This window comes from Alcaligenes sp. WGS1538 (genome assembly GCF_043187505.1).
Classification (GTDB): Bacteria; Pseudomonadota; Gammaproteobacteria; order Burkholderiales; family Burkholderiaceae_B; genus Alcaligenes.
Genome location: NZ_CP171109.1, coordinates 1 through 26,288, shown reverse-complemented (window position 1 = coordinate 26,288; position 26,288 = coordinate 1). Strand labels below are relative to the sequence as shown.

Annotated in this window: 24 protein-coding genes and 1 pseudogene; 8 read left to right on the top strand and 17 right to left on the bottom strand. The window is 66.8% G+C overall.

From position 1 onward, the window contains the following. Positions 1 to 11: 11 nt before the first annotated feature. A complete protein-coding gene (locus tag ACF3ND_RS00125) occupies positions 12 to 1,619 on the bottom strand; it encodes a sulfatase-like hydrolase/transferase (RefSeq protein ID WP_394063067.1) in 1,608 nt (535 codons plus the stop codon). 253 nt (positions 1,620 to 1,872) lie between these two features. Between ACF3ND_RS00125 and ACF3ND_RS00120 the strand changes: the two genes are divergently transcribed. Further along, positions 1,873 to 2,655, top strand: a complete 783-nt coding sequence (locus ACF3ND_RS00120) for an IclR family transcriptional regulator (RefSeq protein ID WP_394063065.1) — start codon at positions 1,873 to 1,875, stop codon at positions 2,653 to 2,655. Here ACF3ND_RS00120 and ACF3ND_RS00115 read toward each other — a convergent pair. Further along, positions 2,616 to 3,551 carry a 5'-nucleotidase gene (locus tag ACF3ND_RS00115; RefSeq protein ID WP_394063063.1) on the bottom strand — a complete coding sequence of 312 codons (936 nt, stop codon included), beginning with the start codon at positions 3,549 to 3,551 and terminating at the stop codon, positions 2,616 to 2,618. The genes ACF3ND_RS00120 and ACF3ND_RS00115 overlap by 40 nt on opposite strands. A 120-nt stretch (positions 3,552 to 3,671) precedes the next feature. Here ACF3ND_RS00115 and ACF3ND_RS00110 point away from each other — a divergent pair, with 120 nt between their 5' ends. The 4 genes and pseudogenes from ACF3ND_RS00110 (at position 3,672) to ACF3ND_RS00095 (ending at position 7,184) form a co-directional block, all read left to right on the top strand. Next, on the top strand, positions 3,672 to 4,373 hold the full coding sequence (locus ACF3ND_RS00110; protein WP_394063061.1) for a glutathione S-transferase: 702 nt from the start codon (positions 3,672 to 3,674) through the stop codon (positions 4,371 to 4,373). An 84-nt stretch (positions 4,374 to 4,457) separates the two neighbouring features. After that, a pseudogene (locus ACF3ND_RS00105) lies at positions 4,458 to 4,682 on the top strand (putative quinol monooxygenase); the annotation flags it as partial. Between the two features lie 138 nt (positions 4,683 to 4,820). Then, positions 4,821 to 5,987 (top strand): MFS transporter, encoded by a 1,167-nt coding sequence (locus ACF3ND_RS00100; protein ID WP_394065869.1) that lies wholly within the window; start codon positions 4,821 to 4,823, stop codon positions 5,985 to 5,987. A 219-nt stretch (positions 5,988 to 6,206) separates the two neighbouring features. Then, complete coding sequence (locus ACF3ND_RS00095; protein ID WP_394063059.1) at positions 6,207 to 7,184, top strand: tripartite tricarboxylate transporter substrate-binding protein; 978 nt, start codon at positions 6,207 to 6,209, stop codon at positions 7,182 to 7,184. Between the two features lie 173 nt (positions 7,185 to 7,357). On the opposite strand, the gene ACF3ND_RS00090 is transcribed toward ACF3ND_RS00095, so the two are convergent. Then, complete coding sequence (locus ACF3ND_RS00090; protein WP_394063057.1) at positions 7,358 to 8,419, bottom strand: CobW family GTP-binding protein; 1,062 nt, start codon at positions 8,417 to 8,419, stop codon at positions 7,358 to 7,360. 57 nt (positions 8,420 to 8,476) lie between these two features. Then, complete coding sequence (locus ACF3ND_RS00085; protein ID WP_394063055.1) at positions 8,477 to 9,403, bottom strand: DMT family transporter; 927 nt, start codon at positions 9,401 to 9,403, stop codon at positions 8,477 to 8,479. 201 nt (positions 9,404 to 9,604) lie between these two features. On the opposite strand from ACF3ND_RS00085, the gene ACF3ND_RS00080 reads away from it, so the two are divergent. From ACF3ND_RS00080 to ACF3ND_RS00070, 3 genes are read left to right on the top strand one after another with little or no spacing between them, the layout of a single operon-like run. Beyond that, positions 9,605 to 10,333 (top strand): GntR family transcriptional regulator, encoded by a 729-nt coding sequence (locus ACF3ND_RS00080; RefSeq protein ID WP_394063053.1) that lies wholly within the window; start codon positions 9,605 to 9,607, stop codon positions 10,331 to 10,333. Between the two features lie 35 nt (positions 10,334 to 10,368). Continuing rightward, positions 10,369 to 11,334: a Bug family tripartite tricarboxylate transporter substrate binding protein gene (locus tag ACF3ND_RS00075; protein WP_394063051.1), complete on the top strand. Its 966-nt coding sequence runs from the start codon at positions 10,369 to 10,371 to the stop codon at positions 11,332 to 11,334. Between the two features lie 17 nt (positions 11,335 to 11,351). Next, positions 11,352 to 12,095, top strand: coding sequence for an aspartate/glutamate racemase family protein (locus ACF3ND_RS00070; RefSeq protein ID WP_394063049.1), 744 nt, complete (start codon positions 11,352 to 11,354; stop codon positions 12,093 to 12,095). A 5-nt stretch (positions 12,096 to 12,100) separates the two neighbouring features. Here the strand turns inward: ACF3ND_RS00070 and ACF3ND_RS00065 are convergent, their stop codons facing one another. The 13 genes from ACF3ND_RS00065 to dnaA all read right to left on the bottom strand — a co-directional run bounded on the left by ACF3ND_RS00065 (position 12,101) and on the right by dnaA (position 26,288). Then, a complete protein-coding gene (locus ACF3ND_RS00065; RefSeq protein ID WP_394063047.1) occupies positions 12,101 to 12,883 on the bottom strand; it encodes an enoyl-CoA hydratase/isomerase family protein in 783 nt (260 codons plus the stop codon). A gap of 27 nt (positions 12,884 to 12,910) precedes the next feature. After that, positions 12,911 to 13,678, bottom strand: a complete 768-nt coding sequence (locus ACF3ND_RS00060) for a GntR family transcriptional regulator (RefSeq protein ID WP_394063045.1) — start codon at positions 13,676 to 13,678, stop codon at positions 12,911 to 12,913. A gap of 17 nt (positions 13,679 to 13,695) precedes the next feature. Beyond that, a complete protein-coding gene (locus ACF3ND_RS00055) occupies positions 13,696 to 14,496 on the bottom strand; it encodes an alpha/beta fold hydrolase (protein ID WP_394063043.1) in 801 nt (266 codons plus the stop codon). A gap of 2 nt (positions 14,497 to 14,498) precedes the next feature. Continuing rightward, on the bottom strand, positions 14,499 to 14,870 hold the full coding sequence (locus ACF3ND_RS00050) for a hypothetical protein (RefSeq protein WP_394063041.1): 372 nt from the start codon (positions 14,868 to 14,870) through the stop codon (positions 14,499 to 14,501). Continuing rightward, on the bottom strand, positions 14,870 to 16,387 hold the full coding sequence (locus ACF3ND_RS00045) for a class I adenylate-forming enzyme family protein (RefSeq protein WP_394063039.1): 1,518 nt from the start codon (positions 16,385 to 16,387) through the stop codon (positions 14,870 to 14,872). The genes ACF3ND_RS00050 and ACF3ND_RS00045 overlap by 1 nt, the downstream gene beginning before the upstream one ends. Continuing rightward, on the bottom strand, positions 16,380 to 17,108 hold the full coding sequence (locus ACF3ND_RS00040) for an ABC transporter ATP-binding protein (RefSeq protein WP_394065868.1): 729 nt from the start codon (positions 17,106 to 17,108) through the stop codon (positions 16,380 to 16,382). The genes ACF3ND_RS00045 and ACF3ND_RS00040 overlap by 8 nt, the downstream gene beginning before the upstream one ends. Then, entirely contained in the window at positions 17,101 to 17,871 is a 771-nt protein-coding gene (locus tag ACF3ND_RS00035) for an ABC transporter ATP-binding protein (RefSeq protein WP_394063037.1), read from the bottom strand. Before ACF3ND_RS00035 ends, ACF3ND_RS00040 begins: the two co-directional genes overlap by 8 nt. Next, the gene (locus ACF3ND_RS00030) at positions 17,868 to 18,848 is read right to left on the bottom strand and encodes a branched-chain amino acid ABC transporter permease (protein ID WP_394063035.1); all 981 of its coding nucleotides are present in this window, start codon (positions 18,846 to 18,848) and stop codon (positions 17,868 to 17,870) included. Before ACF3ND_RS00030 ends, ACF3ND_RS00035 begins: the two co-directional genes overlap by 4 nt. Continuing rightward, entirely contained in the window at positions 18,845 to 19,702 is an 858-nt protein-coding gene (locus ACF3ND_RS00025; RefSeq protein ID WP_394063033.1) for a branched-chain amino acid ABC transporter permease, read from the bottom strand. Before ACF3ND_RS00025 ends, ACF3ND_RS00030 begins: the two co-directional genes overlap by 4 nt. 72 nt (positions 19,703 to 19,774) lie before the next feature. Continuing rightward, the gene (locus ACF3ND_RS00020) at positions 19,775 to 20,932 is read right to left on the bottom strand and encodes an ABC transporter substrate-binding protein (protein ID WP_394063031.1); all 1,158 of its coding nucleotides are present in this window, start codon (positions 20,930 to 20,932) and stop codon (positions 19,775 to 19,777) included. A 310-nt stretch (positions 20,933 to 21,242) separates the two neighbouring features. After that, positions 21,243 to 23,696 carry a DNA topoisomerase (ATP-hydrolyzing) subunit B gene (gene gyrB, locus ACF3ND_RS00015; RefSeq protein ID WP_394063029.1) on the bottom strand — a complete coding sequence of 818 codons (2,454 nt, stop codon included), beginning with the start codon at positions 23,694 to 23,696 and terminating at the stop codon, positions 21,243 to 21,245. 76 nt (positions 23,697 to 23,772) lie between these two features. Continuing rightward, positions 23,773 to 24,882, bottom strand: a complete 1,110-nt coding sequence (gene dnaN / locus ACF3ND_RS00010; protein ID WP_394063027.1) for a DNA polymerase III subunit beta — start codon at positions 24,880 to 24,882, stop codon at positions 23,773 to 23,775. A gap of 2 nt (positions 24,883 to 24,884) precedes the next feature. Further along, complete coding sequence (dnaA, locus tag ACF3ND_RS00005; RefSeq protein WP_394063025.1) at positions 24,885 to 26,288, bottom strand: chromosomal replication initiator protein DnaA; 1,404 nt, start codon at positions 26,286 to 26,288, stop codon at positions 24,885 to 24,887.

The window sequence follows — 26,288 nt, the reverse complement described above, 5'->3', positions numbered from 1 at the left end:
TTGCAAAGCCTTTACCACCGGCCAATCAGAATATTCATCATGCGCTCGTGCGCATTGGTGCGGTCTTCCACGTCCGGCCAGCTCTCGCTGGCCCGCCCCTTCAGTCCGTCCTTCCAGTCGAACAACGCTTCCTTCATGCGTCGGCGCACGTCCTCGCGGCCCGGGTCGGCGCCCAGGTCATGCAGTTCGTCCGGATCCTGGCGCAGGTCGAACAACTGCGGCCGGTATCCCTGCCAATGGATGTACTTGTAGCCGCCGTCGCGCAGCATCAGGCCGTGGCACTCGTTGACGCCGCGGCCCAGCAGCTGGCGCGCCTCGCGGTAGGCGTAGTCCAGGCTGGCCACCGTGTAGCCGCGCGCCCAGCCGCCGCGCCCATGCAGCAGCGGCAGCAGGGAATGGCCCTCCACGCGGTGCGGGCGGGCCGGCAGACCCAGGGCGTCCAGAATGGTGGGCGTCACGTCCACGCATTCCACGAACTCGCCGCTGGCCTGGCCGCGGGTGGCATCGGCCTGCATGCGGGGGTCGACCACGATCAGGGGCACGCGGATGGCGTTCTCGAAAAAGTATTCCTTTTCTCCGAGCCAGTGGTCGCCCTGCAGGTCGCCGTGGTCGGAACTGAAGATGATCAAGGTATCGTCCAGCCGGCCCTGCTGCTCCAGCATGTCCAATAGCCGGCCGATCTCGTCGTCGATCTGCTTGACCAGGCCCATGTACACCGGCTTGACGGCCCGCCAGACCTCGTCCTTGGCGAAGGACCGGGACTCCTCGTGCTGCTGGTAGGCCGCATGCACGGGATGGGCGTGCTCGCGCTCATGGTCCGCGCGCACCGGCGCCTCGGCGTCCTCGGGACCGAACAGGTCGTTGTAGGGCGCCGGCGCCTTGTAGGGCCAGTGCGGCTTGATGAAGGACAGGTGCAGCACCCAGGGCTCCTCGCCCTTCTCGGTGATGAAAACCATGGCGCGCTGCGTGAAATAGGCCGTCTCGGAATCCTCCGCCCGTACGCGCGCCGCCAGGGGCGCGTTGCGCATGTACCAGCCCGAGGCGAAGCGGCCGTCCGCGTCCAGGCTGCCGATGACGTAGTCCTCCCAGGGGCGGTCGCTGTCATAGCCGCGCGCCTGCAGGTATTGGCGGTAGTCGCTGTCCTTGCCCATCTCGAAGTGGCCGTCGTAGCGCTCGACGGGCGTGAAGCCGCCCTGCCAGAAACGGTCCGCGCCGTCGGCCTGGACCTGGAAGCGGCGCGCGTTGGCGCCCGCCGGATCGGGCACATGATGCGTCTTGCCCAGCAGCCAGCAGCCCAGCCCGGCCTGCGCCAGGTAGTCGCCCAGGTACTGCTCGTCGATGGGATGGGGCACGCGGTTCCAGGTGACGCGATGCGAGAGGGGATGGCGGCCGGTGTAGTAGGAGGCGCGCGCCGGCCCGCAGACGGCGGAATTCACGTAGGCGCGCTCAAAGCGCATGCCCATGCGCGCCAGCCTGTCGATGTGCGGCGTGCGCAGCGGCGTGCGCAGGGCGCCCCCCGGCGCATAACAGGACAGGTGATCGGCGCGCAGCTGATCACACATGATGAAAAGCACATTCCTGACGGCCTTGGGCGCCGTGTTCCGTACTGCCTCGTCCATGTCCACCTCGGTGGCGGCCCGGCCACCATGCCGGTCTGCCTGACTGCATTATGATGATTGTCGGATGCTGCCTGCACGCTCTATGGGCATGCTCGATGCCTTCATTATTACCGCAGTCTGAGAATTAATGATTAAGAAGTTTAATATTTAGGTGTAAACCATTAGAGCGACGAAGGTGTTTTCGTTGCGCCACATACGCGGTCCGCTCCGTGGTTAGAATGATGCAACGCCAACCCCGCTGCCACGAGGGACCATGAACAGCCTCAGACGCATGTTGCAGATTCTCGACCTGTACGGCCCGGGCACGCCCGTGCTGGATGTGGACACCATAGGCCAGCGCCTGCAATATCCGCCCGCCACCATCTACCGCTACCTGAAGGAGCTGTGCGCCTGCGGCCTGCTGATCCGCTCGCCCGGCGGCTATGCGCCGGGTCCGCGCTTCATCGAGATGGACCTGCTCATCCGCGAGTTCGACCCGCTCATCACGCGCTGCCGGCCGCTGCTGCGCTCCCTGGTGGAGCAGACCGGGCTGGACGCGCTGATCGGGCAGCTCTATGGCGACCGCATCCTGAGCACGCACCAGGAAACCGGGCCCGACCGATTCGACCTGATGTTCGGCCGGGGCCGCACCATGGACATGTTCCGCAGCTCGACCGCGCGCATCGTGACCGCGCACCTGCCCCCCCGCCACCTGCGCCGCCTGTACGAAGCCAACCAGCACCTGGACTACGTGCAGCGGCTGGGCGCGCAATGGCCCGAATTCTCCGGCCACATGCAGGAGCTGCGGCGCACGGGCTACTGCATCTCGCAGGAGCAGATCAATCCCGGCATCGCGGGGATATCCGCGCCCATCTTCGACGATTCCCGGCGCATCTTCGGCAGCCTGACCCTGCTGGGCAGCATCGAACGCTTCCATGCCGTCAACCAGGAAGCGCTGGCCACCCTGATCCAGCAGGCCGCGCGCGCCGTCAGCCGCGCCCTGCTGTGGGAGCAGCGTCAGCCCGACGAGTCGTTGACCACGCCGAACGGTATGTGAACCGAGGGCAGGGACTGCGCAGTGGGAATCAGGTGCGTGGTCTGGTCATCGAAGAAGATGTGCGGCTGCAGCACTTCCAGCACGCGCCGCTTCTCGATGCCGCCCAGGAAAAAAGCCTCGTTGACCTCGATCCCCCAGCTGCGCATGGTGTAGATGACGCGTTCGTGGGCCGGCGCATTGCGCGCCGTGACGATGGAGATCTTCAGGCGCGGCGCATAGGCGGCGTCGGCCTGATGGCGCGCCTGCTCCAGGGACTGGATGTGCGCCAGCTTCAGCAGGAAGGCCTGCAGCAAGCCGGGTTTGTGCGGCGTCTGCACCAGACGGGTCTCGTGTTCGAAGAAGGCCGGCAGCCCGCCCTGGAGCTGGTAGATGCGTTCGGACTCGTCGTCCGCGATCACCCCGTCGAAGTCGAAGGCCACCCGGATGGGCTGGTCGTCGAACGCATCCTCGAACGCGGTGCTCAACACCCGCCCGGCCGGGTAGCCCTGCCGCACGGCCCGATGCACGTCGTCTTCGTTGGCGGACAGGAACAGGCTGATGGACAGGGGCTGGATGTAGCGGCTCGGGTCGCCCCCTTGCAGGAATACCGCGCGGCTGATGCCCAGGCCGTGGTGGCGGATGGAGTTCATGACCCGCAGGCCGGTGTTGGGATCGTTGCGCGAGAGCAGGACCACCTCCACCAGCGGGTCGTCGGGCGAGAGGTCATTGAGGGCCAGCAGGCGCTTGATGAAGGAAAAAGCCACGCCGGGCCGCAGGGGCTGCTGCTCCCGGGCGAGCTGGTGCTCCCGGTACGCCGCTTCGCCCTTTTCCAGAAAGACCTGGTGCGATTCGCTCAGGTCGAACAAGGCGCTGGACGCCAGTCCGATCACCAGGCGCTTGTCCAGATCGTAAGCCATTGCCATCCTCCGTCGACGTGCAGCAGACAGCATACCAACGGCGGCCGCCGCCTGGCACTACCCAAGCGGGACAAAGCCCACTAAAGTGCAATAATTCCTACCACCACCACCGGAAACCCCATGAACGCAGCTACTGGCTACACCCTCGTCCTGGCCAATCCCCATTATTCGTCCTGGTCGCTGCGCCCCTGGCTCCTGATGACCCAGCAGGGCATCGGCTTCGAGACGCAGTGGTTCAATTTCGGTCCGCCGTTCAGCAGCCTGGCTTTCCACAAGGCCGCCCCGGCAGGAATGGTGCCGGTCCTGCACCACGATGGCGAGATCATCTGGGACAGCCTGGCCATCACGGAGTACCTGGCCGAACGCCACCCCGGCATCTGGCCCATCCAGCCGCGCGCCCGCGCCTGGGCGCGCTGCGCCAGCGCCGAGATGCATTCAGGCTTCACGGTCCTGCGCACCCTGTGTCCCTTCGGCGCCGCGGTGCGCGCCCAGCACCACCAGCCCGACACCCGCCTGCAGGGCGACCTGGAGCGTCTGCAGGCCATCTGGCAGGAAGGGCTGGAGCGCTTCGGCGGGCCGTTCCTGGCCGGGCCGCATTTCAGCGCGGTGGACGCCTTCTACGCCCCGGTGGCCTTTCGCATCCAGACCTACGGCCTGGAACTGGACGAAACATCCCAGGCCTATGCGCAGCGGCTCCTGGCCCTGCCGGCCATGCAGCAGTGGCACGACATGGCCTGCCGCGACACCTGGCGCGACCCCAACCACGAGGCCGAGATCCTGCGTGTGGCCAATGTGCGCCAGGACCTGCGCCGCAGCGCATAGCACGGCGCTTTTTGCGTGTGGGCGCACGGACGAGGGAGTATCCTTGATGGTCTGCTTCAACCCCGCCGTCAAGGAATCCGCCTCATGGGCGACACGTATTTCCGCAAAGTCACCTACCATCTGCATTGCCGGGACCAGCAGGCCCTGGCCGAACGCCTGCGCCAGCTCGCCCACCAGGCCCGCGCGCAGCAAGCCTGCATCTGCTTCGACGTGCTGCGCGAGCAGCAGTCGCCCGAACGCTGGGTCATCTACGAAGGCTGGCTCAGCCAGGAAAGCTGCGACGCCTTTCACGACAGCGCCGCCGCGCGCGAGCTGCACCGCAACATGATTGAACAACAGGTCACGGACGCGCCCCAGAACGTGGAGCTGCGCAGCATCACCACGCCCGAACCCCGGCAGCGAGACCGCTCCCGACGCTGGCAGCCCTACCTGTGGGTCTGCCTGGCCATGTGCGTGGGCGTCATGGGCACGGCGCTCGCCAGCCCGCTCTATCCCCTGTACCAGGCGCGCTGGAACCTGAGCGCCAGCCACATCACCCAGCTCTACGTGGCCTACATGGCCGCCGCCCTGCTGGGCCTGCTGTTCCTGGGCCGGCTGAGCGACCGCAAGGGCTTCATGCCCGTGCTGCGCACCGGCCTGGTGCTGGTCACCAGCGGCGTGGCCCTGTCCGCCTTCGCCTGGGACGTCTACAGCTTCCTGGTCAGCCGCATACTGATCGGCCTGGCCTCCAGCATGATCGTCACCTCGGCCTCCATCGGCCTGACCCAGCTTAACCGGGGCGGAGACATGCAGCGGGCCGCCGCCACGACCTCGCTGATGCTGGCCTTCGGCTTCGGCCTGGGTCCGGTCGTGGGCGGGCTGATCGCGCAATGGGCGCCCACGCCGCTGTTCTCCAGCTACCTGCCCTCCATCCTGCTGGGCGTGCTGGCCATCTACGCCCTGTTCCAGATCACGCCGCCGCCCAGCAGCCTGCCGCAGCGCAAGGACAAGGGCGGCTGGCGCGCCTGGCTGCCGCGCATCATGATGCCGGCCGGTCCCCTCAAGCGTCCCTTCCTGCTGGGCTGCCTGTCGGCCTGCTGCGCCTTCGCCATGTTCAGCCTGTTCGCCTCGCTGGCGCCCAGCTTCATGGCGCAGATGGTGCCCTGGCACGGCCCGGCCACCAGCGGCCTGTCCATCGGCATCATCCTGTTCCTGTCCTCGGGCTTTCAGCTGATGGTGCGCCGCTGGCCCGCCAAGCGCAGCGTGCTGGTCGGCCTGTCCGCCTTTTCCCTGGCCAACCTGGCCCTGCTGACCAACCTGTGGGCGGCCTCCTCGCTGCTGTTCGTGCTGTGCGTGCTGGTCACTTCCTTCGGGCACGGCCTGTGCATGGTGGGCGGCATGTCGGTGGTCAACAAAGTCTCGCCGCCACACCAGCGCGCCGGCATGACCTCCACCTACCTGGTGATCGCCTACCTGGGCGCCATCCTGCCCATCCTGGGCCTGGGCTGGCTGGCCGACCACCTGGGCCTGGACCAGGGCCTGATGATCTTCTGCGGCATGATGATCGTCGCGACCATCGCCGTCGCCACCGTGGTGCGGCTGACGCCCGCCATCGCCGCGCCGGCCCGGTCCTGACCTCCCCGGGCCGGCCCCCCCGCCGGCCCCGGCGAGCTCCCGCCTGAGTGTATTCCCCTACGCCATTTGGGGCTTGTCCTAGGGTTAGACCTGAACAGGAAAATGGCCGAAGCTGAGTAGAATAGCCTTCACGCGATACAGCTTGGCAACACCCGGCGCCTGGGGAGCATCACCCTCGAGCGCCGTCATAAAAAAAGCAATCCTTACCAAGGAGACACCATGACTGTTGCAGTCAAGAAGCTGGCATTGGGCCTGACCGCGGCCCTGGCAAGCCTGGGCGCCGCGCATGCGGCCGACTACCCCGACCATTCCATCAACATGGTCGTGCCTTTCGCCGCCGGCGGCCCCACCGACAACGTGGCCCGCGCCCTGGGCGAAGCCATGCGCCCGGTCCTGGGCCAGCCCATCGTGATCGAGAACAAGGGCGGGGCGGGAGGCTCCATCGGCACGGCCCAGGTGGCCCGCGCCAAGCCCGACGGCTACAACATCCTGCTGATGCACATCGGCTTCTCGACCGCTCCTTCGCTGTACAAGAAACCCGGCTACGACGCCATAAACGGCATGGCGCCCATCGGCCTGGTGGTCGATGTGCCCATGACCATCATCGCCCGCGAGGACTTCCCGCCCAACACCATCCAGGAACTGGTCCAGTACCTGAAGGACAACCATGACAAGGTGTCCCTGGCCAACGCCGGCATCGGCGCCGCCAGCCACCTGTGCGGCACCATGCTGACCGAGGCCCTGGGCGTGGACCTGCTGACCGTGCCCTACAAAGGCACGGCGCCGGCCATCGCCGACCTGATGGGCAAGCAGGTCGACATCATGTGCGACCAGACCACCAACACCACACAGCAGATCCAGTCCGGCAAGGTCAAGGTCTATGCGGTCACCAGCAAGCAGCGCGTGCCCACGCTGCCGAACGTGCCCACCATGCAGGAATCGGGCTTCAAGGATTTCGAAGTGGGCATCTGGCATGGCATGTGGGCGCCCAAGGGTACGCCGCAGCCGGTGGTGGACACGCTGGTCAAGGCCCTGCAGGCCGGCCTGGCCGACGCCGACTTCAAGAAACGCATGGCCACGCTGGGCGCCACCGTGCTGGAGCAGGACGCCAATCCGGCCGCCCTGCAGGCCAAGGTGGAGCAGCAGGTGCCGCAGTGGAGCGCTTTGTTCAAGAAAGTGGGCGTGGAGCCCCAATAAATCCTGCCGACAGGCCCTGAAAGGGACGCTGCGGCGTCCCTTTTTTTGTCGCTGGGCTCCCCCGAAAGCACAGGCTCCGACAACTCCTCCTTCGTCCGGCAAACCGGGGCGAAACACGAGTCACACGAAGACCAGCGCTACGCCGCCGTCTGCATAGCCTGAAAAGCCCTTCTTCAAGCAGGACGCACGGCCTCATCCAGTTCGCGCAGCCGGGCCCAGACCGCTTCCGGGTCCAGATCCCGGGTGATCAGCACCAGCCGGCCTTCGCGTCCCGGCCAGGGCCATTGCGGCAGCTCCTGCAAGGGATAGGCCCGATGCTGCACGGCGTGCACGACCTGCGGTTGTCCGCGCCCCCGCAGGGCCAGCACGCCTTTCAAGCGCAACAGGCGCTCGCCCGCCCATTCGCAAAATGAAGCCAGCCAATCCTGCAGCCGGGCCGCCGGCAGCTCGCCGGGCAGCACCACGCTGAGCGAGCGTATGGCCTCGCCATGCCGGTTCACATCCGGCCCGTGGTCGTGGTCGTGGTCGTGGTCGTGGTCGTGGTCGTCATCATGATCCTCGATCATGAAAGCCTGCTCGCGCCAGGCGCGCCATTGTCCCGCTTGCCCGCCCAGGCCCAGCAGCCAGGGCGCCACGGACTCGTGCGCGGACAGCACATGACGCTGGGCAAGGGGATTGAGCTCGCGCAGGCGCTCGCGCACGGCCCGCTCCCGGGCCGGCCCCGCCAGGTCGCGCTTGCTGAGCAGCAACAGGTCCGCCACCGCGACCTGCCGGCGCGCCTCCGCATGCTGTTCCAGCGCGGCCAGGCCATGCTCCAGATCCACCACCGTCACCAGGCCGTCCAGGCTGTACCTGCCCGCCAGTTGCGGCTCGCTCAACAGCGTATGAATGATGGGGGCCGGATCCGCCAGGCCGGTGGTCTCGATCAGCACGCGGCTGAACTGGCGCCGGCCCTGGCGCGAGAAGCGCCAGGTGATGTCGCGCAGCGTCTGCACCAGGTCGCGCCGTATCGTGCAGCACAGGCAGCCGCTGCCCATCTCCTGGATGATGTTCTCCTGGCTGTGCGCCACCAGCATATGGTCCAGCGCCGTCTGGCCGAACTCGTTGATGATGACCAGCGTATCGGCCATCTGCGCTTCGCGCAGGCAGCGGTTGAGCAGGGTGGTCTTGCCGCTGCCCAGGAACCCGGTCAGCAACGTGACCGGAACAGGCGGGTTCTGTGAAGCGAAAGTCATGAAGCGTCCATCCGAAAACGCGGCCGGCGCCGCCTGGACATTATACGGAGCCGGCCTTCAGCCCCGCCGGTCCAGCCATGGCTTCAGCCAGCTGTAGGTGCTGACCAGGGTGATGCCGGCCAGCACCAGGGCCGCGCCCATGACGAAGCGCGGCTCTATGGTTTCGTTCAGCAGCCAGGCCCCCAGCAGCACGCCGAACAAGGGCGTGGCAAAGGAGAACACGCCCAGGCGCGAGGCCTGGTAATGCCGCAGCAGCCAGAACCAGACCAGAAAGCTCAGGAAGGCGACCACGACGGACTGGAACAGCAGGCTGGCCGCCAGCGCGCCGGTCCAGTGCACCTGATCCTGCCCCGTCAGGAAGGCCGCGGCCAGCAGCAGCACGAAGGCGCTCAGCAACTGGTAGAGCAGGGCCTCGGAAGGCGGGATGCCGGACAGGCGCGAACCGCGTATCACCACCGTGGTCAGTCCCCAAAGCGCCCCTGCGCCCAATGCCATCAGGTCCCCCAGCAGCATGCGGCCCAGGTCGGCGCCGGCCAGCTCCCCGGGCCGCAGGAAGGTCACGGCGATGCCCGCCGCCGCCAGGCCTATGCCCAGCCACTGCCCCCAGGCCAGGCGCTCGGACGGCAGCAACAGATGCAGGCCCAGGGCCGCGAAGACGGGCGCGGTGTACAGGAACACCACCACATGAGCGGCGGAGGTGAAGCGCAGGCTTTCGCCCACCAGCAGGTATTCGGTGGCGAACAGCAGGCCGGCCAGCAGGCCCGGCTTCCAGGCGCCGGGCGAAAAAGCCAGGCGGCGCGTGCGCGCCAGCACCAGCAAGGCCACCAGCACGGCCGCCGCCCCGGAACGCAGGCCGATCTGCAGCACCGGCGCCATGTCGCCGCCCGTACCCTTGAGCACGATCTGCTGCAGGCTCCAGATCAGGCACAGAATCAGCATGGCGCTGACCGCCAGCGCATCCAGGGGCTTACGTTCGTCGTTCATGGTGTCTCGGCAAAAGAGGGCTAGCGCCGGGCGCGGACCCGCGGCAGAAGCAAAAAGTGCATTATGCGCGAAATCCGCCCCGGCCTGCAGGGCGCGGCCGCAGGCCGGACAACCGCTCCAGGGAAGCGTCAATTGATATATCAAAAACCCCTACCTAAAATATTTTCATACTTGAAAACAAGACGCGCCGCAGGAGACAGCATGGCACTGAGCAACACCGATCGAGTCCGGGTCGAACTGGAACACCGCATCGCCAGCGGCGACCTGCCGCCGGGCAGCGCCATCGACGAAGCCCTGCTGTGCACCTTCTTTCGCGTCTCGCGCACTCCCGTGCGCGAGGCCCTGCTGCAACTGGCGGCCACCGGCCAGGTGCGTATCGCCCCGCGCGCCGGCATCTTCGTGACCCAGCACACGATCGCCGAGCTGGAGGAAATGCTGGAGACCCTGGCCCTGCTGGAAGGCGCCTGCACCCAGCTTGCGGCGCACCGCATCAGCAACGCCCAGATCCGCGAACTGGGACGCCTGCAAAAACGCGGCGCCGCCGCCCTGCACAAGCAGGACCTGCCCGAATACGCCGCCTACAACGCCGAGTTCCACGCCCTGGTGCACGGCATCGCCGGCAACAGCTTCATGGTGCAGCAGATCGAGCACCTGCGCCGCCTGACCAATCCCTACCGGCACCGTCACCTGGACCAGGAGAACCGCATGGAGCAATCCTGGCACGAGCATCAGGCGCTGACCCAGGCCCTGGCCGCGCGCGACGGCCACAACGCCATGCAGGCGGCCGCGGGCCATGTGCTCTCCGGCGCCGAGTCCCTGCGTCGCGTCGCCCAGGCCCATCCCGAAAAATGGGAGTTCGACAAGCGCGAACGCTACAGCTGGCTGAACGCCCATCTCAACCCCTTGTCCGCCATCTTCATGCGGCACTAGAACACCCCACAATATCCATAATCAGGAGACTTTTCATGACGACACGCCGTTTCACGCGGCGGGTGCTGGCCGCGCTCGCCCTGTCCATCGCCCCCCTGGCCCTGCATGCGGCCGAACCCCTGCGCCTGGTCGTGGGCTTCGCCCCCGGCGGCGGAGTGGACACCCTGGCGCGGGTGACCGCCCAGGCCCTGGGCCAGGAGCTGAACCGCACCGTGATCGTCGAGAACAAATCCGGCGCGGGCGGCACCATCGCGGCCGACTACGTGGCCAAGTCCCAGCCCGACGGCAATACCGTGCTGTTCGCCGACACGTCGCTGCTGGTGGCGCCCTACATCTACCCGGCGCTGCGCTACGACCTGCAACGCGACTTCGTCACCGCCGGCATGGTGGGCCAGTCCGACCTGGCGCTGGCCGTGCCCAGCAACAGTCCGATCAAGACGGTGGCCGAGCTGGTCGAGTCCATACGCAAGGCGCCGCCGCAGACCGAGACCTTCGCTTCGGTGGGCGTGGGCTCGCTGCACCACCTGGGCGGGGAACTCTTCGCCCTGAAGACCCAGACCGAGCTGGTGCACGTGCCCTACCGCGGCGGCGCGCCCGCCAGCCAGGCCCTGGCGGCCGGGGAAGTGGCCATGTCCTTCGCCAGCCTGGCCTCCTCCATCGGCCTGGCCAATTCCGGCCGCATCCGCCTGCTGGCCACCCTGTCCGAGCGGCGCTTTCCCGGCATGCCCGATCTGCCGGCCGTCTCCGAGACCATTCCCGGCTACAGCGTGACGCCCTCGCTCTTCCTGCTGGCGCCCAAGGACGTGGATCCCGCCTTCATCCAGACCCTGAGCGCGGCCCTGCAGAAGAGCATGGGGCAGAAAGCGGTGCAGGACGCCTTCCTGGCGCAGGGCTCGGTCGCCGCCTATCAGGATCCGCAGGCCACCCGGCAATGGCTGGGCGATGAGACCGCCCGCTGGGCCGGCGTCATCAAAGATGCCAAGCTGACCTTCAAACAATGAACCCTGGTGACTGACTCATGAGCACAAGCAATACGCCTTCCGCCCGCCCCCTGCTGGGCCTGATCGTGCCCCCGGCCGCCGGCCTGGTGCCGCCCGAAGGCCCGCAGATGTACCCGGAAGTGGATTTCATCGCCCAGGGCCTGGCCCTGGCCTCCGTGGACAAGCAGGGCTACGACCAGGTCATAGGCCAGGTTGTGGACGCCGCCCGCAAGCTGGCCGGACGGGGCGCGCAGGCCATCTCGCTGATGGGCACCTCGCTGAGCTTCTATCGCGGCTCGGAATTCAATGAACGGCTGGCGGAGCACCTGCGCGAGGCCACGAGCCTGCCCTGCACCACCATGAGCCACGCCATCCTGCGCGGGCTGCGCGCCAGCGGCATAACGCGCGTGGCCGTGGCCTCGTCCTACATCGAGGACGTCAACCAGCGGCTGGTGCGCTTCCTGGGCGAGAATGGCATCGAAGCCGTCTGCGCCTACGGCCTGGGCGTGACCGAAGTCAGCGCCATGGCGCGGATCAGCACGCAGGAGCTGGTGGACCTGTGCCTGACGACCTGGAGGCTGGCCCAGGGCAAGGCTCAGGGGCTGCTGCTGTCCTGCGGCGGCCTGGTCTCGCTGGAGGCCGTGCGCATCGTGGAAGAGCAGTTGGGCGTGACCGTGGTGTCCAGCTCGCCGGCCGGCTTCTGGGACCTGGTGGCCACGGCCGGACTGGAGCTGTATCCGCAGGACGCCGGCCGCCTGGCGCGCGAGCGCCAGACAGCCTAGGCGTATCAGGCGCGGCCCAGGAAACCGGCGCGCGCCTGCGCGCCCTCCGCGCTGTCGCGGCACACCAGGGCCTGGTCCGCGTCCATGTAGATGCCCAGGCGATTCAGGGCATGGGCCACCTGGTTGACCGACTCCTTGGTCATGCGCACGATGGCCGCCGGCGACTGGGAGGCGCGCTGCGCCAGCGACTGGGCGGCGGCCACGGCCTGGCCGGGCTCGCAGACCTCGTCCAGCAGGCCCCAGTCCAGCGCCTGCGGCGCGCCCAGGCGCTCGGCCAGCAGGATGGCGCGCTTGGCCCGCGGCGCCCCGAGCAGATTGACCATGCGCGGTATCGCGCCCCAGCCCATGTTCAATCCCACCTTGGCTTCCGGCAGGTACAGAAAGGCTTCGCGCGAAGCCACCCGCCAATCGCAGGCCAGGGCCAGGGCCACGGAGCCGCCCACGGCCGCGCCTTCGATGGCGGCGATGGTCAGCTGCGGCAATTCCTCCCAGAGCCGGCACAGACGGGCGCCGCGCTGGGCGACGTCGCGGCGCTCCAGCAGGCCGGCCTGCTCATCGTTCCACTTCTGCGGGTCCTTCAGGTCTATGCCCGCCGAGAAGATATCCCGGGCGCCGGTCAGCACCACGGTGTGGATGGACAGGGACTGCGCCAGGTCCAGCGCCACCTGGGTCAGGGCCAGCAGCGTGTCCTGGTCGATGGCGTTGCGGTTCACGCCGCGATCGAAGCGCACCAGCGCATGGTCGCCCGTCACCTTGACCGTCACGCTGCGGCCATATTTGCGTTTCATGGTTGTCTCCCCAAAGGTTCGGAAAAATCAGCTCTGCGAGCGATGGCTGCCGTCGCCGCGCGACAGGCGCGTGACGTAGCGGAATTCATAGGGCGGATAGAAGCTGACGGCCACTTCCATCACCTTGCCGGCCGGATTGCGGAACGTGCGGATGATGAGCAGGGCCGGGTCGGACTCCTCGTAGCCCAGGAAGCGCGCGATGTGCGGCGGGAAACGCGAGGCCGAGATCTCCATCTCTATGGTCTCGACCACTTCGCCGCAGTGCTCCTCCAGCAGGGGATAGACGCCGCCGGGCTGGGTGGAGATCAGGTCGGCCACGACCTGGTATTCCTTGCGCAGGTAGATGTCCGTCCAGGAGATGCCGCGCTTGCTGCCCGGCACGCTGCGGTAGGTCTCCACCTTGACCCAGTCCGCGGGGTCGCCGTCCAGCGCCGTCTCCGGCGGCTGCTTGTCCAGACAGGCCGCCTTCCTGTGCACGTGCAGGTCGGTGAATTCCAGGTAGCGCTGCAGCTGGTCCGTGGTGTCCAGCTCCAGGCCGAACTGCGGCTTGGGGTGCTGGCGTATCACGGTGGTCCCCGCGCGCCGGCGCCGCTCGATCAGGCCCAGGTCGGTCAGCTTGCGTATGGCTTCGCGCGCCGTGTGCCGGCCCACCCCGTACATCTCGCACAGTTCCATCTCGGTCGGCAGCTTGGAGCCGACCGGATAGTGGCCCGAACGGATCAGTTCCAGCAGGCGATCGCTCATGCTCTGGTACAGGGTCGGCTTGGCGCAGGACTGGGATTCGTTGTTTGCCATACGGAGTGTGCTTCAGCTTAAAGGGACAGGCGGCGCAGGGCGGCCAGGGTGTCGCGTGTGAACAGATCGGGGCATTCGCTTTGGGGAAAATGTCCGATGCCCGGCCATTCTATATATTCCACCGGAACTTTGCCCTCCCGCAGCGCGCGCTCCACCTGGCGCGCCGACTCCGGCGGCACGGACCAGTCCTCCTCGCCTTCCACGATGATGACCGGGCAGCGTATCTCCCCCAGGATCTGCTCCATGCGGAACCCCCCGAAGGCGCGGATGTCGGCGAAGGCCACCGCCGGAATGCAGCGCCGGGCGTCGGTCACCACCTCCAGCGCGCGCTGCGGATCGGACCGCGAGCCCATCAGGGTGCGGAAAGTCACCTCGAACCAGTCGCCTGGATTGATGCGCGCCATCTCCAGGATGCGCGGGTTGTAGCCCGAGGACGTCACCACATTGACCGAGGCGCCGTCCACCAGGACCAGCCCGCGCACGCGCTCCGGCGCCAGGACGGCGGCCTGGGCGACCACGCCCCCGCCCATGGAGTGGCCCATCAGCACCGGATCCTGGATGCCGGCCGCCTCCAGGAACTGCAGCAGGTAGCGCGCGTTCTGCAAAGTGGCCGAATGCGGCCCGCCCGCGGGCATGCCGCTCTTGCCGTGGCCGGGCAAGTCCAGCGCGTGGACGGTGTAATGCGGCGCGAACAAGTCGATCACATACTGCCATGACAGGCTGTCCTGGCTGGCGCCGTGCACCATGACCAGGGCGGGGCCCGAGCCGGCCAGATCGTAATAGGCGCGGATGCCGTCCGCGGTCGTCACATAAGGCATGGTCAGCTCTCCAGCTCGCCCGTCAACCGGGTCAAGGCATACAACAACATCCAGTTCTGCACGCAGGCGCGCAGATCGCCGCCCACCACCAGCCGGTGCTGGCGCACCAGGCGGTTGAAGGGAAAGCCCCGCGCCAGATCGGCGAAGGCCGCACTGTCGCCTTCCAGCCAGAAGGGCGCCGCGCGCTCGCCCACGCCGGCCTGCACGTCCTGCTCGCGCACCGCCAGCCAGGCCTGCTCGCCGGTCTGCGTATTGCGCAGGGCCAGGCACAGGTCGGCCAGCACGCTGTGCTGGCGCACGAACTCATCCGCGCCGGCCCGCCGCGCCCAGGCGGCCAGCACTCCGGGGTCAAACAGGGAAAGAGGGATCTGCATCACAAATACCTTTGTCGAAGAAGGAACTTCTGCACTTTGCCGGAAGAGGACTGGGGCAGGGAATCCACGATGAAGATGCGCTTGGGCACCTTGAAGCCCGACAGCTTCTGCCGGCAGAACTCGCGCAGCACTTCCACGTCCGGCTCGCGTCCATTGGCCGGCACGACGGCGGCCACCAGTTCCTCGCCCCAGTATTCGTGCGGCAGGCCGAAGGCCGCCGCCTCGCGCACATCGGTATGGCTGGCCAGGCAGTTCTCCACCTCCAGGGCGGCCACGTTCTCCCCGCCGGTCTTGATCATGTCCTTGCTGCGGCCCATGAAGTAGGCGAAGCCGTCGTCATCCACGCGGATCAGGTCGCCCGTGTGCAGCCAGCCTTCGGCATCGAGCACCTGCGCCGTCAGCTCGGGCTGGCGCCAGTAACCCTTGAAGACGGTGGGGCCGCGCACCTGCATCTCGCCCGGACCGCGCTGGTCGGCCAGCACCCGGCCCTGTTCATCGACCAGGCGATACTGCACGTGCCGCCACAAGTAGCCGATGGAGCCGGGGTGCTCCAGGATCTCCTGGGTGTAGCGGTTCTTGATGGTCGTCACGCAGCTCTCGGTCATGCCGAAACCCCAGCTGAACTGCGCCTTGGGGAACACGGAGCGGATCAGATCCTGACGCCACTGACCCAGCGGCGCGGCCGCCGTCTGCACGAATTGGGCGCAGGGCAGGGACAGGTCGCGGAACTCCGGATGGTCCGTCAGGCCGACCCACATGGCCGACAGGAGGAACACATGGGTGGGCTGGTACAGGCGCAGCGCGTCCATGACGGCGTCGGCCTCGAAGCGCGGCACCACGTGCAGGCTGCCGCCCGCGTAAAGGATGGGGCCGTTGACCACGCCGAAGCCGCCGATGTGGAACAGGGGCGTGGCCAGCAGCGAGCGGCTGTTCGCATCGATGCCCAGCTCCATGATGTAGTTCACCGCGTTGGCCGACAGATTGCCGTGCGTCAGCATGGCGCCCTTGGGCGCCGAGGTGGTGCCCGAGGTGTACATGATGATGGCTACGTCCTCGTCCTGCACGCGGCCGAAGCGCTGCTGCACCGGATCATCCGCACGGTGATCGGGCAGGCTCTCGGGGAACTGCTCCAGCCACTGCACGGGCGCGGCCAGGCCGCCTTCGCGTTCGATCTGCTCGCGCAATGGCCGATAGGCCGGATCCATGATGCATACGACGGGCTGGGCGTCGTCCAGCAGGTAGCGCAGCTCGGCCGCGCCGTAGCGCGTATTGACCGGCACCAGGGCGAATCCGCCCACCGCCGTGGCGTGCAGCAGGGCCAGGTAGTCGATGGAGTTGGGCGTCATGATGGCCACGCGATCCCCCGGCCGCACGCCCAGGCCCGCCAGATGGCCCGACAGGGCGCGGGCGCGGGTGCAGAACTGGGCGAAGGACAGGGCCTGCCGCTCGTCCGAGACCGCCACCTTGCCGGGGTAGCGCTCGGCGTTGAACATGGCGACCTGATAGATGTTAGGCATGATGCTGTGGCTCTCCAGCGCGGCCCAGGTAGGCCGCCGCGATCTGTGGGTTGTTCATGATGTCCCGGCTGTCGCCCGCCAGGGTCAGGCGCCCGGTCTCCAGGACCACGGCGCGGCTGGACAGCTTCAGGGCCAGCCGGGCGTTCTGCTCCACCAGAACAATGGTGGCGCCGTCCTGGCTGATCTGGCGGATGGCGCGCGCCACCTCCAGCGTGACCGCCGGCGCCAGGCCCAGGGACGGTTCGTCCAGCAGCAACAGGCTGGGCCGGGACATCAGCGCGCGCCCGATGGCGCACATCTGCTGCTCGCCGCCCGACAGGTGGCGGCCCTGGCTGCGCTCACGCTCCAGCAGGCGCGGAAAATAGGCATAGATGCGCTCCAGGTCCCGGGCGATGCCGGCGCGGTCGCGCCGCAGATAGGCGCCCATCAGCAGGTTCTCGCGCACGCTCAGCTCGGGAAACAGCCGGCGCCCCTCCGGAGACAGGGCGATGCCCAGGGCCACGCGGCGCTCGGCGCTCAAGGCCTGGATGGGCCGGCCCTGCAGGCGGATCTGCCCCGCGGCCGCGGGCGCCAGCCCGCTGATGGCTTTCATCAAGGTGGACTTGCCGGCCCCGTTGGCGCCGATCACCGCGCACACGCTGGCCTGCTCCACCGAGAAGCTGACCGAATCCAGGGCCTGCACCGCGCCGTAGAAGACGCTCAGGCCGTCAATTTCAAGCATCGTCAAGATCGGCTCCCAGATAGGCTTCAATCACGCGCGGGTCCTGCCGCACCTGGGCGGTGGGGCCTTCGGCCAGCAGGCGGCCGTTGACCAGCACCACCAGCTTCTGGCACAGGCGCATCACCAGCCCCATGTCGTGCTCGACCACCACCACATCGATGCCGCTGGCGTGGATGCGCTCGATCAGGTCGGCCATGGCCACCGTCTCCACCGGATTCAGGCCGGCGGCCGGCTCGTCCATCAGCAGCAGGCGCGGCATGGCGGTGAGCGCCATGCCCACGCCCAGGATCTTCTGCAGGCCGTAGGCCAGCGAATCGGCCTGCGCATGCGCGACGGACTCCAGTCCGATCAGGGCCAGCGCCTGGTCGGCCTGGCGGGCCGCTTCCCGCCTGCCGCGCCGCACGCCCCAGGGATTGAACAGCGACCAGGGCGAGGGGAACTGGCGGAACAGGGCCGCGCGGTACAGGTTCTCGTACACCGTGTGGCCCGCGAACACATGGGTCATCTGGAAGGTGCGCACCAGGCCCTGGCGAGCCAGGCAGGCGGCGGGCCGCCCCGTGATGGCGACGCCGTCCAGGGTGACCGCGCCCGCGCTGGGCCGGGTGGTGCCGGCGATCAAGTTGAACAGCGTCGTCTTGCCCGCGCCGTTGGGACCGATCACGCCGGTGATCTGGCCGGGCGCGGTGCTGAAGGACACCTCGTCCACCGCCCGTATCCCGCCGAAGTGCCGGCTCAGGCCCCGGACATTCAATTGCACGCTCATGCCGCCTCCTTGCGCGCCGCGCGCCGCTTGCGCCACAGGCCGGCCAGGCCCTGGGGCATGAACAGCAGCAGCAGGATCAGCGTCAGGCCGTAGATCAGTCGCTGGTACTGCTGCAGGTCGCGCAGCAGCTCCGGCAGGGGGATCAGGATGGCGGCGCCGACCACGGCCCCGGCCAGCGCGCCCACGCCGCCCAGCACATTCATGATGACGGCGTTGACCGCCGTCCAGAAGCCGAAGGAATCCGGCGAGATATAGCCCTGGTAATGGGCGTACAGGCTGCCTGTCCAGCCGGCGATCAAGGCGCTGAGCACGAAGACGCTGACGCGGAAACGCAGCACGTTCAGGCCGCCCGAGCGCACCAGCTGCTCGTTCTGGTGCAGGGAATCGGCGATCATGCCCCATTCGCGCCGGTACAAGGCGCGCAACACGAAATACACCAGCAGGGCGAAGCCGACCGCCACCAGATAGACGCCGTAGCGTCCCTCGGGGATGGGCAGGCTGGCCTGCAGCGGCGGGATCTGGCCGAAACCGTTGTTGCCGCCGAACAGCTCGTGGAACTCGATGAAGCACAGCACCACGGCCTCGCCCAGGGCGAAGGTCAGCAGGGCGAAATGCACGCCCTTGATGCGCATGAAGATGGGGCCGGTCAGGGCGGCCAGGGCCGCCGTCAGCACGCCCGCGCCCAGAAAGGCCCAGGGGAAGGACCAGCCATAGTCGCGGCTGAGGATGGCCGAGGCGTAGGCGCCCAGGCCGAACAGCGCGCCGTGGGCCAGGGACAGCTGGCCGATGCGCAGCACCAGGTTCATGCTCATGGCCAGGCAGGCGTACAGCGCCACCATGATGGCCAGGTGCAGGGCGAAGCGCGGCTGCCCCGCCCACGCCGGCCAGCCCAGCAGCGCCACGACCAGGATGGCATGCCAGAGCCAGCGCAGCGCGCCGTCGCGAGGATAAAGAGAAACCGCATTGTTCAGGCTCATGTCGACTTCCCCATCAGGCCGCTGGGCTTGACCAGCAGCACGGCCATCACGATCAGGAAGGACAGCATGGTGGCCACGGTCGCGTTGTAGAAGGTGGAGGCCACCGCCTCGGTCACGCTCAGGATGAAGGCGGCCACGACCGCGCCCGGCAAGCTGCCCAGCCCGCCCAGCACCACGATGATGAAGGCCTTCACCACCACGGCCTCGCCCATGTACGGATGCACGGTGTAGACCGGCGCCATCAGCGCGCCGGACAGTCCCGCCAGGCCGCAGCTGAGCGCAAAAGTGAATGCCATGATCTTCCAGGAGCTGACGCCCTGCAGCCGGGCCACTTCCCTGTCCTGGGCGACGGCTCGTATCGTCATGCCCAGGCGCGTGCGTTCGATCAGGAAATAGAAACCCGCCAGGGCGAGCACGCTGATGCCCACGATCAGCAGCTGATCCTTGGCAAAGAAGGCCTGGCCGACCTGCCAGGCGCCTTCCACCGGCCGGCGCACCGACTGCTCGTCCACGGAAAACAGCAACGAGATGCCCGCCTGCAAGGTGATGGCCAGGGCCAGGGACATGATCATGCCGCCCATCTCGTCGCCGGCGAAGCGCCGGAAAAAGCCGCGCTCGGCCAGCAGGCCCAGCACGCCCACCAGCACGGCCGCCGCCGCGATGGAGGGCAGGTAGGGCCAGGAGAACTGGCCGTAGAACACATACATGGCGTAGGCGCCCAGCATGTAAAACTCGCCATGGGCGAAGTTGACCACCCGCAAGATGCCGAACACCAGCGTGAAGCCCAGGGCGACCAGGGCGTACACGAAAGTGGACATCAAGGCGATGATGGCGATCTGCATTGCGATCTGCATGATTGCGAACCGTGGTAAGCCGCTCCCCGCCGTGACGGCGGGGAGCGCGGGAACAAAAGACAGGAGCGGCGACTAGCGGGCCTCGAACTTGTTGATGACCTTGGCCTTGCCGTCCTCGATCACGCCCAGGTAGGCGGGCGTGGCGATCTGGTGGTTTACGCCGTAGACATCCTTGCCGCCCCACACGATGGCGCCCTGGACGCCGTCGAAGCTGGGATTGGCTTCGATGCGGGCGCGCACGGCGTCGGTGTCGTCCACCGTGCCGGCTTCGGTGATGGCCTTGAACAGCAGGCGGGTGGCGTCGTAGAAGTAGAAGACGAAGTCATCCATGCTGTTGCTGTGCACCATGGCGTAGGCTTGCGACAGCTTCTGGTAGGGTTCGCTGGACGGGTCGGCGGACAGGTACACCAGGGTGCCTTGCGCATTGTCCGCGCCGGCGGACTTCACCGTCTCGGCCACGTTGTTGCCGCCGAACTTGGTGAACTGGCCCTTGAAGCCCATCTCGCGGGCCTGGCGGATCACGATGCCGGCCGGGCCGGGCGGCACGGTGTCCAGCTCGATGAAGTCCACGTTCTTGGCCAGGATGCCGGTCAGCAGGGTGCGGAAATCGTTCTGCGAACGCTCGAAGAATTTGGTTTCGGCCACGTCATAGCCCGCGTCCTCATAGGCCTGCTTCTGGATCTTCTGCGTGCTCCAGCCCGTGGCGTCGTTGGGGGACAGGATGGCCAGGCGCTTGAGCTCGGGGCGTTCCTGTTTCAGCCAGCCGATCAGCTGGCGGTTGTATTCATATTGCGTGGGCAGGACGCGGAACATGTACTTCGTGTTGGCGTCCAGCACCTCGGTGGAATAGCTGTTGGACAGCATGATGACCTGGTTGCGCTCGGTGATGGGCTTCATGGCCATGACCGAGGCCGAACCGATGGGGCCGATGATGTATTTCACCTCGTCCTGGTCGATCAGGCGATTGGTGGCCGTGACCGCGTCGGCAGCCTTGTAGTGGTCGTCGTAGGTGACCACCTCCACCTTGTACTTCTTGTCCCCGACCGGCAGGCCGCCGGCCTGGTTGATCTCGTCCACGGCGATCTTCACGCCGCCGTCGATCGCCAGGCCCCAGGGCGCGCCCGGTCCCGTCATGCCTCCCACCACGCCCAGCTTGAGCGTCTGCGCCTGGGCGGCCAACGCCGCCAGCATGCCTGCCGCCGCCAGTACACCCCGAATCCCTTTCTTCATGGACCTGCTCCTATTAATTGACCGGACATATTGTTGTTTGATACGAACAATATAATAAGGAGGTAACGCTTGTCCATGGAAATATGGATTGATAATGACCTTATTACCGTCTTCTCCCAGCAGGTTGCAGCTTCAATAAGGGAAAACACCGACATGGCTGTCGGTTTATTTGTACGGATGTTATTTCATAAGCTTATGCCTAACAGGCATAAGGCCCTAGCGGAACGTCGACCTAACCGCCCTCCGCGGGAATAAAAAAACCGGCTTGTCGTGCAACAAGCCGGTTTTCTTTTTCATGCAGCCGAAGCGCTCAGATATCCAGATTCCCCACCTGCAAGGCATGGGTTTCGATGAAGGCGCGGCGCGGTTCGACGTTGTCGCCCATCAGCGTCGTGAAGACTTCGTCGGCGTGCATGGCGTCGGCGATCTGCACGCGCAGCAGACGGCGCACGGCGGGGTCCATGGTGGTTTCCCAGAGCTGCTCGGGATTCATTTCGCCCAGGCCTTTGTAGCGCTGCTTGCTCAGGCCGCGCTCGGCCTCGGACAGCAGCCACTGCATGACCTCGCGGAAGTCGTCCACGCGGGCTTCGCGGCGCTTGTCGCCTTCGCCGCGCACGATGACGGCGCCCTCGCCGATCAGGCCGGCGAAGATCTCGCCGGCGCGCGCCAAGGTCTGGTGGTCGGCGCCGCGCACGAAGTTGCGGTCAAAGACCGTGACGCGGATATTGCCGTGATGCAGGCGCTGCACGATGACGCGCCAGGCGTCGCTGGCCTCGTCGTAGGCCGCGAAGACCTTGATCGCATGCGGAGCCGCCTCGTCGAACAGGGCCTGCTGCAGGTCCCGGGCGCTTTGCTCGGCCTGCTCCTGGCCTTCCAGGTTCAGCTTGACGCCTTCGGCCAGGGCCGAGAGGGCGTCGCCGTCCATGTGGCGCGACAGGCGCTCGATCACGCTCTTGGCCTTGACGTAGCGGTGCGCGTACTCGGACAGGGGCTCGCCGGTGATGGGCTCGGCGCCCGCGGCCGGCGTCAGCACGGCATCGCGCAGCGCCAGCTTCAGCATGAATTCGGCTTCCTCGGCGTCGTCCTTCAGGTACATTTCCTCGCGGCCGACCTTGACCTTGTACAGCGGCGGCTGGGCGATGTAGACGTAGCCGCGCTCGATCAGCTCGGGCATCTGGCGGTACAGCAGCGTCAGCAGCAGGGTGCGGATGTGCGCGCCGTCCACGTCCGCGTCGGTCATGATGATGATGCGGTGGTAGCGCAGCTTCTCGATGTCGAAGTCCGGACCGATGCTGGTGCCCAGCGCGGTGATCAGGGTGGTGATCTGCTCGCTGGAGATCAGGCGGTCGAAGCGCGCCTTCTCCACGTTCAGCACCTTGCCGCGCAGCGGCAGGATGGCCTGGAACTTGCGGTCGCGCCCCTGCTTGGCCGAACCGCCGGCCGAGTCGCCCTCCACGATGTAGAGTTCGCACAGGGAAGGATCCTTTTCCTGGCAGTCGGCCAGCTTGCCGGGCAGGCCGGCGCCTTCCAGCACGCTCTTGCGGCGGGTCATCTCGCGGGCCTTGCGGGCGGCCTCGCGGGCCCGGGCCGCTTCGATGATCTTGCCGCACAGCGCCTTGGCGTCGTTCGGATTCTCGAGCAGCCAGGTCTCCAGGGTGCGGGCCACGGCCTCTTCCACGGCGGGGCGCACCTCGGAGGAGACCAGCTTGTCCTTGGTCTGGCTGCTGAACTTGGGCTCGGGCACCTTGACCGAGAGCACGCAGACCAGGCCTTCGCGCATATCGTCGCCCGACGTATCCACCTTGGCCTTCTTGGCCAGTTCATTGTCCGCGATGTACTTGTTGATCACCCGCGTCATGGCCGCGCGCAGGCCGGTCAGGTGCGTGCCGCCGTCGCGCTGCGGGATGTTGTTGGTGAAGCACAGCACGGTTTCCGCGTAGCTGTCGTTCCACTGCATGGCCACTTCCACGGTCACGGGCACGCCGCCGGCGTTCGATTCGGTGGTGACGTTGAAGACGTTCGGATGCAGCGCCGTCTTGTTGCGGTTGATGTACTCCACGAAGCCCTTGACCCCGCCCAGGAAGGCGAAGTCTTCTTCCTTGCCCTGGATCTCGTCGACCAGGCGGATCTTGACGCCGTTGTTCAGGAAGGACAGTTCGCGCAGGCGCTTGGCCAGGATCTCGTGGTGGTACTCGATCTGGGTGAAGATTTCCTGGTCGGCCAGATAGCGCACGCAGGTGCCCGTGCGCGCTCCCGCTTCGCCGGTGACCGCCAGCGGGGCGGTGCGCTCGCCGCGGCGGAATTCCAGCTCGTGCACCTTGCCGTTGCGCCAGATGGTCAGACGCAGCCATTCGGACAGGGCGTTCACGCAGGATACGCCCACGCCGTGCAGGCCGCCGGACACCTTGTAGGAGTTCTGGTCGAACTTGCCGCCGGCGTGCAGCTCGGTCATGACGATCTCGGCGGCGCTGCGCTGGTGCTCGTCATCCTTGTGGATGTCGGTCGGGATGCCCCGGCCGTTGTCGCATACCGAAATGCTGTTGTCCGTGTGAATGGTGACCACGATGTCGTCGCAATGGCCCGCCAGGGCCTCGTCGATCGCGTTGTCCACCACCTCGAACACCATGTGATGCAGGCCGGTGCCGTCGGACGTATCGCCGATGTACATGCCCGGGCGCTTGCGCACGGCTTCCAGGCCCTTGAGCATCTTGATGGAATCGGCGCCGTAATCGGCTTGCTGGGTGGTCGTGGTTTGTTCGGTCATAGCGTAAAACCTTGTAGTTGCCTGTCTGCTTCAAGCCGGCGCAGCCCGGCGGGCCGCGCCTGTGGGAACGAACGCATCAGATGCGCATCGGCATGACCACGTATTTGAAGGCTTCTTCTTCGGGCAGCGTCATGAGCACCGACGCGTTGGCATCCGGCTGCACCGACCAGCGGACGGTCTCGTCCTTGATGTTGGCCAGCACGTCCAGCAGGTAGCTCACGTTGAAGCCCACATCCAGGCTTTCGTGTTCGTAATCGATGTCCAGCTCTTCGACCGCCTCTTCCTGCTCGGCGTTGGACGCCGAGATCTTGAGCTGGTTCTGGGACAGCTGCAGGCGCACGCCGCGCAGCTTGTCGGTGGTCAGGATGGCGGCGCGCTGCAGGCTGCCCTGCAGGGCCTCGCGGCTGACATCGAAATGACGGGTGTAGTTGGAGGGGATGACCCGCGCGAAGTCGGGGAACTTGCCCTCGACCAGCTTGGAGATCAGCTCCACGTCGCCGAAGCGGAAACGGATCTGGCCGCTGGCCACGTCGATCTGCACGGGATCGTCTGTTTCGGCCAGCAGGCGCTGCATCTCCAGCACGGTCTTGCGCGGCACGATGACGTCGTGGCGGGCCTGGATGCCGTCGATGGCGGTGGCGTTGTGGGCCAGGCGGTGGCCGTCGGTGGTGACGGTGCGCACGAAGCCGGGCTCGAACACGAACAGCATGCCGTTCAGGTAGTAGCGGATGTCCTGCTGGGCCATGGCGAAGTGCACCGTGTTGAACAGGTGCTTGAGCGTGCGCTGCGGCAGGCTCAGGGACACGTCCCACTGCTCGGGCTGGTTCAGGGTGGGGAAGTCCGCGGCTTCAAGCGTCTGCAGCTGGAAGCGGCTCTTGCCGGACTGGATGGTCAGCTTGCCGCTGTCCAGGCCCAGCTTGACCTCGCCGAAGTCGGGCAGCGCCTTGAGGATGTCCAGCAGCTTGCGCGCCGCCACCGTCGTGGCCGCCGTGTCCCCGCCCACGCCGAAGTCGGCGCTGGTGGTGATCTGCACTTCCAGGTCCGTCGCCAGGAAGGAGACGTCCGGGCCATTCTTGCGCAACAGGATGTTGGCCAGGATGGGCAGTGTGTGACGGCGTTCCACAATGCCGACGACAGTGGACAAGGGCTTGAGCAATGCGTCACGGGTCGCTTGAACGAGTTGCATGGTCATCCTTTGAGAGTTTGTTCCAGTACGTGTAATGCGTGATTCAGTTCGGCTTGCTTGGTGCGCGCGTCGGATATCTTGCGCACGGCGTGCAGCACCGTGGTGTGGTCCCGTCCGCCGAAGAGATCGCCGATTTCCGGCAGGCTCTTCTGGGTGAGCTCCTTGGCCAGGTACATGGCCACCTGGCGCGGCATGGCGATATTGGCCGGGCGACGCTTGGAGTACATGTCGGCGACCTTGATCTTGTAGAAGTCGGCCACGGTCTTCTGGATGTTCTCCACCGTGATTTGCCCGTTGGAGACCGACAGCAGGTCCTTCAGGGCGTCCTTGCACACCTCGACCGTCAGCACTTCGCGGCCGTGGAAGCGCGCGTAGGCCGATACCTTGCGCAACGCCCCTTCCAGCTCGCGCACGTTGCTGCGCAGGTGCTTGGCGATGAAGAAGGCGACTTCCTCGGGCATGGCGATGCCTTCGGTCTGGGCCTTGCGCAGCAGGATGGCCACGCGCATCTCCAGCTCCGGCGGCTCGATGGCCACCGTCAGGCCGGAGTCAAAGCGCGAGATCAGGCGGCTGTCGATGTTGGCCAGCTCCTTCGGATACGTGTCCGAGGTGATGATGATCTGCTTGCGCTGCGCCACCATGGCCTCGAAGGCGTAGAAGAATTCTTCCTGGGTGCGATTCTTGCCGGCGAAGAACTGGATATCGTCGATCAGCAGCAGGTCCAGCGAATGGTAGTAGCGCTTGAATTCGTCAAAGGCCTTGCGCTGGTAGGCCTTGACCACGTCGGACACGTACTGGTCCGCATGCACGTAGCGCACCCGCACGCCATTGCCGTTGGCCACCAGCGCATTGCCGATGGCGTGGATCAGGTGGGTCTTGCCCAGGCCCACGCCGCCATACAGAAACAGCGGGTTGTAGGACACGCCCGGGTTTTCCGCGACCTGCAGCGCGGCGGCCCGCGCCAGCTGGTTGGCCTTGCCGGTGACGAAGTTGTCGAAGGTCAGGTCGGCGTTCAGCCGGGAGCGGTCCTGCACCGCTTCGGCGGCCGCCGCCAGGGCCGGATTGGCGGAGGCGGGCGCAGGCGCGGGCGCCGTGCCCGATTCGCCGGGCTCGGCCGCGGGCGCGGCGCGGTCGGCCAGGGCGCGACGAGGCGCCGCGCTGGCCGAAGGCAGCTCGAACTGCACCGTGACGGGACGTTCGTAGAAGTCCGAGGCCAGCTCTTCGATGCGGGTGGCGAAATTCTTGCGGACCCAGTCCAGCTTGAAACGGTTGGGAGCAGAAACACGCAGCACCCCGGCTTCGTCGTCGAAGTCGAGCGGGACCAGTGGACGTATCCACGCGCTTATCTGTTGGGGGGGAAGCTCCTGTTCCAGTTTCTGGACGCAGGACTGCCAGAATTCATTCAT